At 39.5% G+C, this 11,672-nt stretch carries 13 protein-coding genes and 1 pseudogene; 13 read left to right on the top strand and 1 reads right to left on the bottom strand.

Annotation, left to right across the window (positions count from 1 at the left end; genetic code table 11):
* Positions 1 to 81: 81 nt before the first annotated feature.
* The 6 genes from DW059_RS13740 (at position 82) to DW059_RS13720 (ending at position 4,010) form a co-directional block, all read left to right on the top strand.
* Positions 82 to 321 carry a hypothetical protein gene (locus tag DW059_RS13740; RefSeq protein ID WP_117699171.1) on the top strand — a complete coding sequence of 80 codons (240 nt, stop codon included), beginning with the start codon at positions 82 to 84 and terminating at the stop codon, positions 319 to 321.
* Positions 322 to 337: 16 nt separating this feature from the next.
* Positions 338 to 568, top strand: coding sequence for a hypothetical protein (locus DW059_RS17410; RefSeq protein ID WP_330408440.1), 231 nt, complete (start codon positions 338 to 340; stop codon positions 566 to 568).
* Positions 469 to 945, top strand: coding sequence for an HD-GYP domain-containing protein (locus tag DW059_RS13735; RefSeq protein ID WP_330408439.1), 477 nt, complete (start codon positions 469 to 471; stop codon positions 943 to 945). The genes DW059_RS17410 and DW059_RS13735 overlap by 100 nt, the downstream gene beginning before the upstream one ends.
* 101 nt (positions 946 to 1,046) lie before the next feature.
* Positions 1,047 to 1,349 (top strand): DUF6110 family protein, encoded by a 303-nt coding sequence (locus DW059_RS13730; RefSeq protein WP_022243411.1) that lies wholly within the window; start codon positions 1,047 to 1,049, stop codon positions 1,347 to 1,349.
* 97 nt (positions 1,350 to 1,446) lie between these two features.
* Complete coding sequence (locus DW059_RS13725; RefSeq protein ID WP_117699170.1) at positions 1,447 to 3,522, top strand: heavy metal translocating P-type ATPase; 2,076 nt, start codon at positions 1,447 to 1,449, stop codon at positions 3,520 to 3,522.
* 155 nt (positions 3,523 to 3,677) lie between these two features.
* Positions 3,678 to 4,010: a YerC/YecD family TrpR-related protein gene (locus DW059_RS13720; RefSeq protein ID WP_117699169.1), complete on the top strand. Its 333-nt coding sequence runs from the start codon at positions 3,678 to 3,680 to the stop codon at positions 4,008 to 4,010.
* 175 nt (positions 4,011 to 4,185) lie between these two features.
* Here the strand turns inward: DW059_RS13720 and DW059_RS13715 are convergent, their stop codons facing one another.
* Positions 4,186 to 4,875 carry a DUF1836 domain-containing protein gene (locus DW059_RS13715; protein ID WP_117699168.1) on the bottom strand — a complete coding sequence of 230 codons (690 nt, stop codon included), beginning with the start codon at positions 4,873 to 4,875 and terminating at the stop codon, positions 4,186 to 4,188.
* A gap of 269 nt (positions 4,876 to 5,144) precedes the next feature.
* Between DW059_RS13715 and pcrA the strand changes: the two genes are divergently transcribed.
* From pcrA to DW059_RS13680, 7 genes and pseudogenes are all read left to right on the top strand, one after another.
* Positions 5,145 to 7,373 carry a DNA helicase PcrA gene (gene pcrA / locus DW059_RS13710; RefSeq protein ID WP_117699167.1) on the top strand — a complete coding sequence of 743 codons (2,229 nt, stop codon included), beginning with the start codon at positions 5,145 to 5,147 and terminating at the stop codon, positions 7,371 to 7,373.
* A gap of 144 nt (positions 7,374 to 7,517) precedes the next feature.
* Complete coding sequence (locus tag DW059_RS13705) at positions 7,518 to 7,796, top strand: hypothetical protein (protein WP_022242638.1); 279 nt, start codon at positions 7,518 to 7,520, stop codon at positions 7,794 to 7,796.
* Between the two features lie 136 nt (positions 7,797 to 7,932).
* Positions 7,933 to 9,630: a 23S rRNA (uracil(1939)-C(5))-methyltransferase RlmD gene (rlmD, locus tag DW059_RS13700; protein ID WP_117699165.1), complete on the top strand. Its 1,698-nt coding sequence runs from the start codon at positions 7,933 to 7,935 to the stop codon at positions 9,628 to 9,630.
* A gap of 17 nt (positions 9,631 to 9,647) precedes the next feature.
* Positions 9,648 to 10,277, top strand: a complete 630-nt coding sequence (locus DW059_RS13695) for a non-canonical purine NTP pyrophosphatase (RefSeq protein WP_117699164.1) — start codon at positions 9,648 to 9,650, stop codon at positions 10,275 to 10,277.
* Positions 10,278 to 10,287: 10 nt separating this feature from the next.
* A complete protein-coding gene (locus DW059_RS13690; RefSeq protein ID WP_117699163.1) occupies positions 10,288 to 10,503 on the top strand; it encodes a hypothetical protein in 216 nt (71 codons plus the stop codon).
* Positions 10,500 to 11,258 (top strand): nucleoside phosphorylase, encoded by a 759-nt coding sequence (locus DW059_RS13685; protein WP_242986276.1) that lies wholly within the window; start codon positions 10,500 to 10,502, stop codon positions 11,256 to 11,258. The genes DW059_RS13690 and DW059_RS13685 overlap by 4 nt, the downstream gene beginning before the upstream one ends.
* A 22-nt stretch (positions 11,259 to 11,280) precedes the next feature.
* Positions 11,281 to 11,672 (top strand): annotated as a pseudogene (locus DW059_RS13680) (hypothetical protein); the annotation flags it as partial.

Raw genomic sequence — 11,672 nt, 5'->3', positions numbered from 1 at the left:
ATTTCAATAGCAGGTGTTATAATACAACTGGATTAGAAAGAACTAACATAAAGTAGTAACAACTAAGAAAGGAAGCACATTATGGGAAGATATTATCGGATGTCTAAAAAAGTAACAGAGGATCAGGTAAAAGAAATTCTTCGTGAAACATTAGAATTAGAAGATGTAGAGGAAGCAGAATATGAGGCAGAGACACAGCTTCTTAAAATTGTAACCAAAGATAACCAGTTTGCAGGTGTTATGACCAGAGTGGTAAATATCTGCAGCAGAATCGGCAAAGGAGCAGAATTATCATTTGCAAAATTTGTCATTGAAGGATAGAAAGTGAAGGGATTATTTGAAAACTTGTGAATATTGCGGCGAGATAGATTATCATGAAATTATAGAATGCATTACCTGTGCACTGGATGCAAAGGACCCTTATACGGCGGGGCATTCCCAGCGTGTCAGTGATATGGCTATGAAAGTATGCCAGTTAATTGGCTTAAAACGGAGAATATACAGCAAATCCATATTGCGGCACATCTCCATGATATTGGAAAAATTGGTGTTCCGGATGCTGTTTTAAATAAAGAAGGAAAGCTTGATGATGAGGAATGGGAGGCAATGAAGAAACATCCCTCTATTGGAGCTGAGATTTTGAGTAAATCAAGACATTTAAAAGAACTGAAATATATCGTGCTCTGTCATCATGAACGATTCGATGGAGAGGGCTATCCGCTTGGACTCAAAGGAGAAGAAATTCCGGTGGGGGCAAGAATCATTGCAATCTGCGATTCCATTGATGCCATGACTTCAAACCGGAGTTATCGCAAAGCACATGATTTTGACTACTGTTATCAGGAAATCAAAAATAATCTTGGCAAGATGTATGATCCGATTATTGGACAGTATGTCTTAGACCACTGGGAAGAAATTATTTCCGTAATCAAAATTTCAAGATAAGATTCTGTTGTTGATAAGAATTCTCAATAACGAAAAAGAGTATGGACAATGGGTTTTAATGGCGGTAAGCTAAAAAACAAACAGAAATAGGAGGAATACATATGTTTGATTTTGTGAAAAAATTTAACTGGAAGAAGACCGGAATCTTTGCTGCCGGTGTATTGTTTGGAACAGCCGGAATTAAAATATTAGGTAGCAAGGATGCAAAGAAAGTCTACACAAACTGTACAGCAGCAGCATTACGTGCAAAGGAATGTGTCATGAAGACTGCTTCTAATATCCAGGAGAATGCAGAGGATATTTATGCAGAGGCACAGCAGATTAATGAAGACAGAGCTGCTAAAGCAGCAGAATATACAGATGAATCTGTAGAAGATGCAACAGAAGAAACTGTAGCAGAATAAACATTGGGCATGCGATTTTGCTCGCTGTTCACGTAAACTATGAGAATCACCTGCAGAATATGCTGTAGGTGATTCTTTATCTAAGGAAGTATGTAATATGAGATTTGTTATAAAACATGAGATAAAAGGAAGACTTCGTATTCATATCATTCAGGGCGGGATGAGTTTCCGCCAGGCAGATATGATGGAATATTACCTGAGTAACTGCAAATGTGTCACTTCAGTGAAAGTAAATGAACGTTTACAGGATGCAGTAGTCTGTTATGTGGGAAATCGTGAGGAGATGATAGAGACACTGCGTCATTTCTCTTATCAGAAAGTGGATGTGCCAGAGACTTTTTTACAGAATTCCGGCAGGGAGCTGAACCGGACTTACTGGGACAAGCTGGTAAATAAAGTGGTACTCCGTATGGGTAGTAAGATGTTCCTGCCATATCCAATCCGTGCAGGAATTACCATGCTCCGTTCTGTAAAATATTTATGGGCGGGCATTTCTACATTGGCGAAGGGCAGGATAGAGGTTCCGGTGCTGGATGGAACAGCTATTGGAGTATCCCTGCTTCGCAATGACATCAATACAGCAGGTTCCATTATGTTCTTACTGGGCATTGGAGAAATCTTAGAGGAGTGGACACACAAGAAATCCGTCGATGATCTGGCAAGAAGTATGTCCTTAAATGTCAGTAAAGTATGGCTGTGTCAGGATGGACAGGAAATACTGGTATCGGCATCTGAGATTAAAGAAGGCGATGAAGTCTGTATTCATATGGGAAATGTCATTCCGTTTGATGGCGTGGTAACGGAAGGGGATGCGATGGTAAATCAGGCATCCTTAACCGGCGAATCCCTTCCGGTGCATAAGAGTGTAGAAGGTTATGTCTATGCCGGAACCGTATTGGAAGAAGGAGAACTGACCATTCGTGTCAAAGAAGTAAATGGCTCCAGCAAATTTGAAAAAATTGTCACGATGATTGAAGAGTCAGAGAAGTTAAAATCTTCCCTGGAAAGTAAAGCCGAGCATCTGGCAGACCGTCTGGTTCCATATACATTACTAGGAACAGGCATTACCTGGCTCTTTACCAGAAATGCCACAAAAGCATTAGCAGTTCTTATGGTGGACTTTTCCTGTGCATTAAAACTTGCAATGCCGGTATCTGTATTGTCTGCAATCCGTGAAGCAAGTGTGCACAATATTACCGTAAAAGGTGGCAAATTCTTAGAGGCAATGGCAGAAGCAGATACCATCGTCTTTGACAAAACAGGTACTCTGACCAAAGCACAGCCTACCGTAGTGGATGTGGTTTCTTTTACGGATAAGCCCACGGAAGAACTTTTACGTATTGCTGCCTGCTTAGAGGAACATTTCCCTCATTCTATGGCAAAAGCAGTTGTAGATGCAGCCCAGGAAAAGAATCTTGTGCATGAAGAACTACATTCTAAGGTGGAATATATTGTAGCCCACGGAATTTCTTCCACCATAGAAGGAAAGAGTGTGGTAATCGGAAGCTATCACTTTGTATTTGAAGATGAAAAATGTGTGGTTCCGGAAGGCTATGAAGAACAGTTTAACAGCCTTCCATCAGAATATTCACACCTTTATATGGCAATTGAGAACCACCTTGCAGCCGTTATCTGTATTGAAGATCCGCTTCGTGATGAAGCAGCAGCCGTTGTAAATTCCTTAAAGACAGCCGGAATTAAGAAAGTTGTTATGATGACAGGGGATAGTGAACGTACAGCATCCGCCATTGCAGCAAGAGTGGGCGTAGACGAGTATTACTCCGAGGTACTTCCGGAAGATAAGGCAAGTTTTGTAGAGAAAGCCAAAGCAGAAGGACACAAGGTCATTATGATTGGAGATGGTATCAACGATTCACCGGCATTATCTGCGGCAGATATTGGAATAGCCATCAGTGATGGAGCAGAGATTGCAAGAGAAATTGCAGATGTAACTATCGGTGCAGATAATCTTTATGAGATAGTAACCTTAAAGGTGCTGAGTAATGCATTGATGAAACGGATTCATAAGAATTACCGGACAATTGTTGGGTTCAATACAGGACTGATTGTGCTTGGCGTGGCAGGAGTCCTGCAGCCAACCGTATCTGCATTACTTCATAATACATCTACCTTGGTAATTACCTTAAAGAGTATGCAGAATCTTTTGGATTAAAAATTTCCAGAAACAGAAATCTTACGGTTCAGGAAAAGAAAAATTTTGAATAGAAAATTGAAAAGAAAATTTTTCGAAAAAACGGTTTACTTTCACACTTTAATATGCTAACATTTTTGTATTGAAATAAGTATAATACGAAAAGGAGAGGCAGAATGAGTAAGAATGTAAGAACGGAAGCAGTGGATCATTTGTTTGATGCAATCTTAAGCCTTGAAAATAAAGAGGAATGTTATAAATTCTTTGAAGATGTCTGTACGGTAAATGAATTACTGGCATTCTCACAGAGATATGAAGTGGCAAAGATGTTGCGTGAGCAGAGAACTTATCTTGATATTGCAGAGAAAACTGGCGCATCAACAGCAACCATCAGTCGTGTGAACCGTTCCTTGAATTATGGATGCGATGGATATGATATGGTATTTGCCAGAACGAATGTGAAGCCTTTGGAAGAAGAGAAAAAAGCGGAAAAGAAAAATGAAGAGTAGAGATAAAATTAAATCGATATTTAATTTTTTACACAAAATCATGTAAATGATAAAGAAAAGCACCGGTTCGAAAACTGGTGCTTTTTCGATTTACAGGAAATTGCTTTTCTGTAAAGTAAAAAACGCTCTGCGAGGATGTGCCAAGGCACATTCTTTTTTCCTGGCATATGGTTTTTTATTCGTTCGACTTTTTTCCGGAAGTCTTTTTCTCAGAAGCTTTTTTCTCTTCGGAAGCTTTCTTTTCTGCAGCACGCTGCTCATCTTCGGCTTCTTTTTCCATTTCTTTCGTCTCGTCAATCAGCTTTTCAATCAACATACGCTTTACAAATACATCAAAACTTAACATACAGATAAAGGAAAAGGTATGAAGAAAATTCTGGTCTTCTTCCGGCGCATCTGCAAAGGTGGTAGAACTGGTGTTAAATTTCTTGGTAATATCTTTCATCAGATTTTTTACTTCATCCCGTTCCAGACTGAACACCTCTTCATAGACAGTTGTCAGATTGAATTCTCCTTCTGCATTGAAGAAACGTTTTGCCAGAGGATTTAAGATACTTTCGATATCATTGATACTTAATATGCTTTTGAAATAATAAATGAAAATCAGCATCAGAATATGTTCTTTGCTGTATTTCTTCTTGACCGGCGGTGGAAGCAGATTGTTTTTCGCATAATTGTTAATCATGGTTTTGGTCAGAATCTTGTCATCGGGATGACGCTTGGAAGCTGCAAGCTGGGTATCCATGAAGGTTGTAATCTGATCCATGTAAAGGTCAATATTTGGAATACTTTCCGGACGGATATAGTCAATCCGCGACAGACTGGATAAAATACTGTTTAATAAATCTTTTGCATCAATTGTCATTTGAATTCACCTCATACCTATTATATAGTATTGAAAACTAGATAACAAGAAGAAAAATGACAGAAAGCATATACAATGACGCTGTGATGTGTAAATGACATTGCGTGATGCAACTACAATAGAATGAACATAAGGGAAAAGAACTCATGAATGCGTTCGACGGATAGTACAAAAAGAAATCTGAAAAGAAATACAGAAAATATGTTCCCATCCCTTAAGGAAGTATGGTATACTGAGCGGAGTGGTATTGAGGAGAGTAAAGGAGCATTATGAGTATATACGATTCATTAAATGAAGAACAGAAAAAAGGTGTATTTACAACAGAAGGACCTGTGCTGCTGCTGGCGGGCGCAGGCAGCGGAAAGACCCGTGTGCTGACCCACCGGGCGGTATATCTGATAGAGGAACTGGGAGTCAATCCCTATCATATCCTTGCGATTACATTTACCAATAAGGCTGCAGGCGAAATGCGGGAGCGTATTGATGACATGGTGGGCTATGGCTCGGAAAATATCTGGGTATCTACCTTTCATTCTACCTGTGTGAGAATTCTGCGCCGTTTTATTGACCATATCGGATTTGGAACCAACTTTACCATATATGATACAGAAGACCAGAAGACCATTATGAAGGATATCTGCAAGCGTCTGGAAATTGATACGAAGATGTATAAGGAAAAAAGTTTGCTTGCGGCCATTTCTTCTGCAAAGGACGAGCTGATCAGTCCGGAAGCATATGCCCTACGGGCGCAGGGAGATTTCCGGAAAATGAAGGAAGCAGCTGTTTACCGGGAATATCAGCAGGTGTTGCGGAAAAATAATGCACTGGATTTTGATGATTTGATTGTAAAGACCGTAGAGCTTTTCCAGTCAGATATGGAAGTGCTGGATTATTATCAGGAGCGGTTCCGTTATATTATGGTGGACGAGTATCAGGATACCAATACGGCACAGTTCCAGCTGATTAAACTGCTGGCAGGCAAATATAAGAATCTCTGCGTGGTAGGTGATGATGACCAGTCCATTTACAAATTCCGTGGAGCAAACATTTATAATATATTGAATTTTGAAAAAGAATTTCCAAATGCAGTCACCATCAAGCTGGAGCAGAATTACCGTTCCACCCAGAATATTTTAAATGCAGCCAATGGGGTCATTGCAAATAATGTGGGACGAAAGGCAAAACGTCTCTGGACTGAGAATGAGGAAGGCGAAAAAATTGCATTTCATCAGTTTGAAACCGGATTTGATGAAGCAGATTATGTAGCAAAAGATATCCGGAGCAAAGTGCGGGAAGGCATGTATCATTACGGAGACTGTGCCGTATTATACCGTACCAACGCCCAGTCCCGACTTTTCGAGGAACGTTTTATCACAGCCAGCATACCATATAAGATTGTGGGAGGCGTAAACTTCTATTCCAGAAGAGAAATCAAGGATTTACTGGCTTATCTTAAGACCATTGACAATGCCATGGATGATCTGGCGGTACGCCGTATTATCAATGTGCCAAAACGTGGAATTGGAGCAACGACATTAAGCAGGGTGCAGGATTATGCCGATGAAAACGGTCTTACCTTTTATAATGCCTTAAAAATGGCAGAAGAGATTGGCACAATCGGACGGGCATCTGCAAAAATCAGACCGTTTGTAATGCTGATTCAGAGTATGCGGAGCAAGTTGCCGTATATCAGTGTATCGGAGCTTTTGCAGGAAATCATTGAAGAAACCGGTTATGTCCGTGAACTGGAAGCAGAAAATACAGAGGAAGCACAGCAGCGAATGGAAAATATCGATGAGTTGATTTCCAAAGCGGTTACTTATGAGGAAAGCGAGGAAGAGCCGACCTTAAGCGGATTCTTAGAGGAAGTAGCACTGGTTGCAGATATTGACAGTGTGGATGAGACACAGGACTATGTTGTGCTGATGACGCTGCACAGTGCGAAGGGTCTTGAATTTCCACAGGTTTATCTGGCAGGAATGGAAGACGGACTGTTTCCGGGATTCGGTGCAATCTGTGCGGAAAATCCAACAGCGGAAATCGAAGAAGAACGTCGTCTTGCCTATGTGGGAATCACAAGAGCCAAGGAGCGGTTGTCCATATCCTGCGCAAGAATGCGTATGATACGAGGAGAAACACAGTATAATAAGGTGTCCCGTTTCGTAAAAGAGATTCCGCGGGAACTTTTGGGCGGAACCATCCAGAAGGAAAAAATGCCGGATATTCCGAAACCAAGCATGATGGCGAAGAATGCATTTTCGGCAAAGCCGATGGCGCTGCGCAGAACCGGCGTACCGGAGGCAAGGAACTTTGGTAATTCCGCAATGAAAAAGCCATTGGATTATGCTGTGGGCGATACCGTTTCTCATATGAAATTCGGCACCGGAGTCGTAAAGCAGATTATTGACGGCGGCAGGGATTACGAGGTTACTGTTGATTTTTCCGGTGTAGGCGTGAAGAAGATGTTTGCATCCTTTGCCAAATTGAAAAAATTATAAAAATTGGAAAGTTATAAAAATTTTATGAATTTGTAATTTTTTCTAGTAGATTAGGGAAACATATGCTATAATGAATTAATAAAAAGAGTTCGAGGTAGCAGGAAAATGAAAAACTGTTGTTGGCATAAAAAGGAGTGGTCAGAAATGGAAAAAATGGAAGAATTAAAGAATTTATTAACCGCAAATGTGAACAAAGTAACAGAATTATTGCATAAAAAGGAGAAAGAGGAAATAATGGAAGAGAAGAAAAAATCAAAAGCTGGTTTAATTTTTGCAATCATTGGTATTGTTGTAGTAGTTGCTGCAGCTGCTTATGGATTATATCGTTTCTTTGCACCAGATTATCTGGAGGATTTTGAAGACGATTTCGATGATGATTTTGAAGATGACTTCTTTGACGAGGATGACGAGGAAGAAAAATAATCATTTATTATTTGCATAATTTAACAGGTGAAGATGTAAAGGGCTGTGTGATATCATGCAGCCCTTTTACTGAGTGTGCCGGAAACGCTGCGGATGACATGTGTTTCTGGAAAAGAATTGTTCGTGTGAGGTAAGTATGAAAAAAGGTCAGGTATTACAGGGAACTGTTGCATATGTGGATTTCCCGAATAAGGGAGTCGTAAAAGTAGAAGAAGAAAAACAGGTAATTGTAAAAAACGTATTACCGGGACAGGAGGTTTCTTTTTCTGTAAATAAAGTAAGAAAGGAAAAAGGCGAAGGCCGCTTACTGGAAGTTTTGAAGAAAGCACCAAATGAGCTGCCGGAAGCACCATGCCCGCATTTTGGAATCTGTGGAGGCTGTACTTATCAGAATCTATCCTATGAAGATCAGATTGCATTAAAAGGACAGCAGGTGAAGAAACTGATGGATGCGGTAGTAGACCCGGAAAACTGCAGCTTTGAGGGCGTAAAAGCAAGTCCCAATGAATTCAGTTTCCGTAATAAGATGGAATTTACTTTTGGGGATGAATATAAGGATGGTCCCCTTGCCCTTGGCATGCATAAGCGTGGCAGTTTTTATGATATCGTTTCGGTAACAGACTGCAAAATTGTGGATGAAGATTATCGGAAGATATTAAGCTGTGTGCAGCAGTATTTTGCAGAAAAAAAGATTTCCTATTATCACAGAATGCGGCATACCGGATATCTGCGTCATTTACTGGTGCGTAAAGCGGTAAAGACCAAAGAGATCCTGATTGACCTTGTAACGGCAGGCGCAGAGCATATTCTGGATGGCCTGACAGAAGCAGTATCTTCAGAAAAAGATTTGCTGACCGGAATGAAAGACGCGTTATGTAAACTTGATTTAGACGGCAGCATTGCAGGAATTCTTCATACGAAAAATGACAGTGTAGCAGATGTAGTAAAGGATGAAGGAACAGAGATTTTATATGGAAAAGATTATTTCTACGAAGAACTCTTAGGACTTCGTTTTAGAATCACACCATTTTCTTTCTTCCAGACCAACTCTCTTGGAGCAGAGGTGCTTTACCAGACTGCAAGGGACTATATCGGAGATACGCTGACCGAGAAGGCAGACAAGGTGGTATTCGATTTATACAGCGGAACCGGAACCATTGCACAGATGCTGGCACCTGCCGCAAAAAAGGTAGTGGGTGTGGAAATAGTAGAAGAGGCAGTGGAAGCCGCAAAGGAAAATGCGGCATTAAATGGTCTTGAAAACTGCGAATTTTTAGCCGGTGATGTCTTAAAAGTATTGGACGATATTACCGAAAAACCGGATTTTATCGTATTAGATCCTCCACGGGATGGCATCCATCCAAAGGCATTGGAGAAGATTATCCGCTATGGCGTAGACCGTATGATTTATATTTCCTGTAAGCCAACCAGTCTTGCAAGAGACTTAGAGGTTTTAACCGCCAGAGGATATCAGGTGGAGCGGATGTGCTGCGTGGACATGTTCCCATGGTCCGGAAATGTTGAGACGGTATGTCTTTTGTCCAAACTTCATGAAGCGAAGCATCATGTGAATGTGAGACTGGATATGGATGAACTGGATTTGACATCTGCGGAGAGTAAGGCAACCTATGAGGAAATCAAAGCATACGTGACTGAGCATAATGATGGAATGAAAGTTTCAAATCTGTATATTGCACAGGTTAAGGCTAAGTATGGGATTATAGAGCGAGAAAATTATAACAAGCCTAAGTCAGATGATGCCAGACAGCCTAAGTGTCCAAAGGAGAAGGAAGAGGCAATAGTAGAAGCGTTGAAAGCTTTTAAGATGATTTAGTTTAGGAGTATGACGATATGAGGGTTTTATTAGGAACAACAAATCCATCAAAGGTAAAAAGATTTTCGGATTTGTTAAAAGGGTATGATATTGAATTTATTACTTTAAGAGATATCGAAGTTATAGAAGAACCTAAGGAAATGGGGAATACACCAGAAGAAAATGCTATTATGAAGGCAGAGTTTTATGGACAATACTTTGATGTTGTTATTTGTAATGATTCTGGATTATATTTTGAAGAACTGGATTTTGAGGATTTGCGTCAGCCGGGACTAAATATTAGAACACCTATGAATATGGATAGACTGTCAGATGAAGAGATGATTGATTACTATTCAAAACTTATTGCAGGGCTTGGAGGTAAAGTCACAGCATATTACCTAGATGGAATTGCAGTTTATAATCACGGAGTAATTTCATCGTTTATGGACAATATGGCAGCTCAAAAAAACGGATCATTCTATATGATTGATAAAGCTTCATCAAAAAGATTTGAAGGATGGCCTCTTGATTCATTATCAATCAATAAAGAAAACGGCAAATATTTTGTTGATGGAAGTATTGAAGAAAGCAAAGAAAATATCATAAAAGATCAATATGAAAAGAGTGTCGTAGATTTTTTGATTAAGTCTTTACATATAGCATAGTATAGGAGAAATGAGACAACTGGAGTTTCCTGAGAATATTCAGGCAATTGTCGGCGGAAAAGAATATTCGCTGGATAATGCTGTCTTAAAAATCTGGCCGGAAAGTGAAGAAACAAATGGCGAATATGCAAGTGCAATAAGAAGTTTCAAACACAATTTGGATATTCAAAAGATACACATAAATTTTGATATAAAAGATACTATTGAGAGGCCGAATGACATTTGAAGGAGAAAATAGTGGACAGAAATAATGCATTAACAGATCCTAAGAAACTTGTCAGAGTAGAATTAAAAAATGCTGGATTTGATATTGATAAAATCAAAATACCGGATAGAGTATATCTTCTTGCTGATGACATTTTTGATGAAATGGTGTCAAGAAATGTAGGAGAATATAGATATCCATTAGGTGGGAAGCTGTATGTGTTTAATAAAAATGAAAACATTGGTTTTATAAAAGGGCATATGTGCTCGCCTGCGATAGCTACACAAGCGGAGGATTTAATTGCCGGAGGCGTTAAAGAATTAATTCATGTTGGATATGCCGGAGGCTTACAACCAGAATTAGTTCCGGGAGAGATTATTCTTACGGACGGTGCTTTTAATGATACTGCAGTAGCAAGGTTGTACGGATATGATTATGATATAATTCATTCATCGAAGGATTTGACGAACGAGATTGAATCAATGATAACAAGTGCAGAAATACCATATAAGAGAGGAATTCACTGGACGACGGACGCAGGTTATAGAGAGACGTGGGGACAAGTCATGGATTATCGGGATAAAGGAGCACTTTGCGTTGAAATGGAAGGTGTTGGTTTGTTTACAATAGCTAATTATAGAAAATGTGTGGCAACAGGTATATATGTTGTTTCTGATGTGTATTCAGAGAATGATTGGAAACTTGGATGGGAAGGCAATGATATTAAAAGAGCTGTTGGTGCTGTTATTGATATGATAATTGAGTCTATAAGATAGATTGGAGTGTGGTAAGATAGTCGTGAAGTTTGAAAATGTTTATTTTATTAATGGGACAGCATATGCTGGAAAATCCACAATGGTAAAACTTCTGGCAGAAAAATATGACGGAATCGCCTGCGAAGAAAATTATCAGGATAGACTTTTAGAAAATTTGGATACCAAGGAGTTTCCTAATCTTACTTACACAAGAGATTTACAGGATTGGGGTGAATTTGTCAGAAGAACTCCAGATGAATATGAGGCGTGGGTAAATGGAGTTACGAAAGAATGTACTGTCTTAGAAATTGAAATTTTAAAGGATTTAGTTTCCAGAACAAAGAAAAAAATATTTGTAGATACTAATATTTCGGTTGAAATTTTACATGAAATTTCAGATGAAAATCATGTTTTGATTATGTTAGCAGATCCGAA

Origin of the sequence: Roseburia sp. AF42-8, from assembly GCF_003435965.1 — a bacterium.
In the GTDB taxonomy this organism is placed as follows: Bacteria; Bacillota; Clostridia; order Lachnospirales; family Lachnospiraceae; genus Roseburia_C; species Roseburia_C amylophila.
This window is presented reverse-complemented; position numbering and strand designations above follow the sequence as displayed.

Bases quoted from the DNA above. Each gene is read 5' to 3' on its own strand.
- DW059_RS13740 (WP_117699171.1), top strand. From the start codon at position 82: ATGGGAAGATATTATCGGATGTCTAAAAAAGTAACAGAGGATCAGGTA.
- DW059_RS13735 (WP_330408439.1), top strand. From the start codon at position 469: ATGCCAGTTAATTGGCTTAAAACGGAGAATATACAGCAAATCCATATT.
- DW059_RS13730 (WP_022243411.1), top strand. From the start codon at position 1,047: ATGTTTGATTTTGTGAAAAAATTTAACTGGAAGAAGACCGGAATCTTT.
- DW059_RS13725 (WP_117699170.1), top strand. From the start codon at position 1,447: ATGAGATTTGTTATAAAACATGAGATAAAAGGAAGACTTCGTATTCAT.
- DW059_RS13720 (WP_117699169.1), top strand. From the start codon at position 3,678: ATGAGTAAGAATGTAAGAACGGAAGCAGTGGATCATTTGTTTGATGCA.
- DW059_RS13715 (WP_117699168.1), bottom strand. From the start codon at position 4,875: ATGACAATTGATGCAAAAGATTTATTAAACAGTATTTTATCCAGTCTG.
- pcrA (WP_117699167.1), top strand. From the start codon at position 5,145: ATGAGTATATACGATTCATTAAATGAAGAACAGAAAAAAGGTGTATTT.
- DW059_RS13705 (WP_022242638.1), top strand. From the start codon at position 7,518: ATGGAAAAAATGGAAGAATTAAAGAATTTATTAACCGCAAATGTGAAC.
- rlmD (WP_117699165.1), top strand. From the start codon at position 7,933: ATGAAAAAAGGTCAGGTATTACAGGGAACTGTTGCATATGTGGATTTC.
- DW059_RS13695 (WP_117699164.1), top strand. From the start codon at position 9,648: ATGAGGGTTTTATTAGGAACAACAAATCCATCAAAGGTAAAAAGATTT.
- DW059_RS13690 (WP_117699163.1), top strand. From the start codon at position 10,288: ATGAGACAACTGGAGTTTCCTGAGAATATTCAGGCAATTGTCGGCGGA.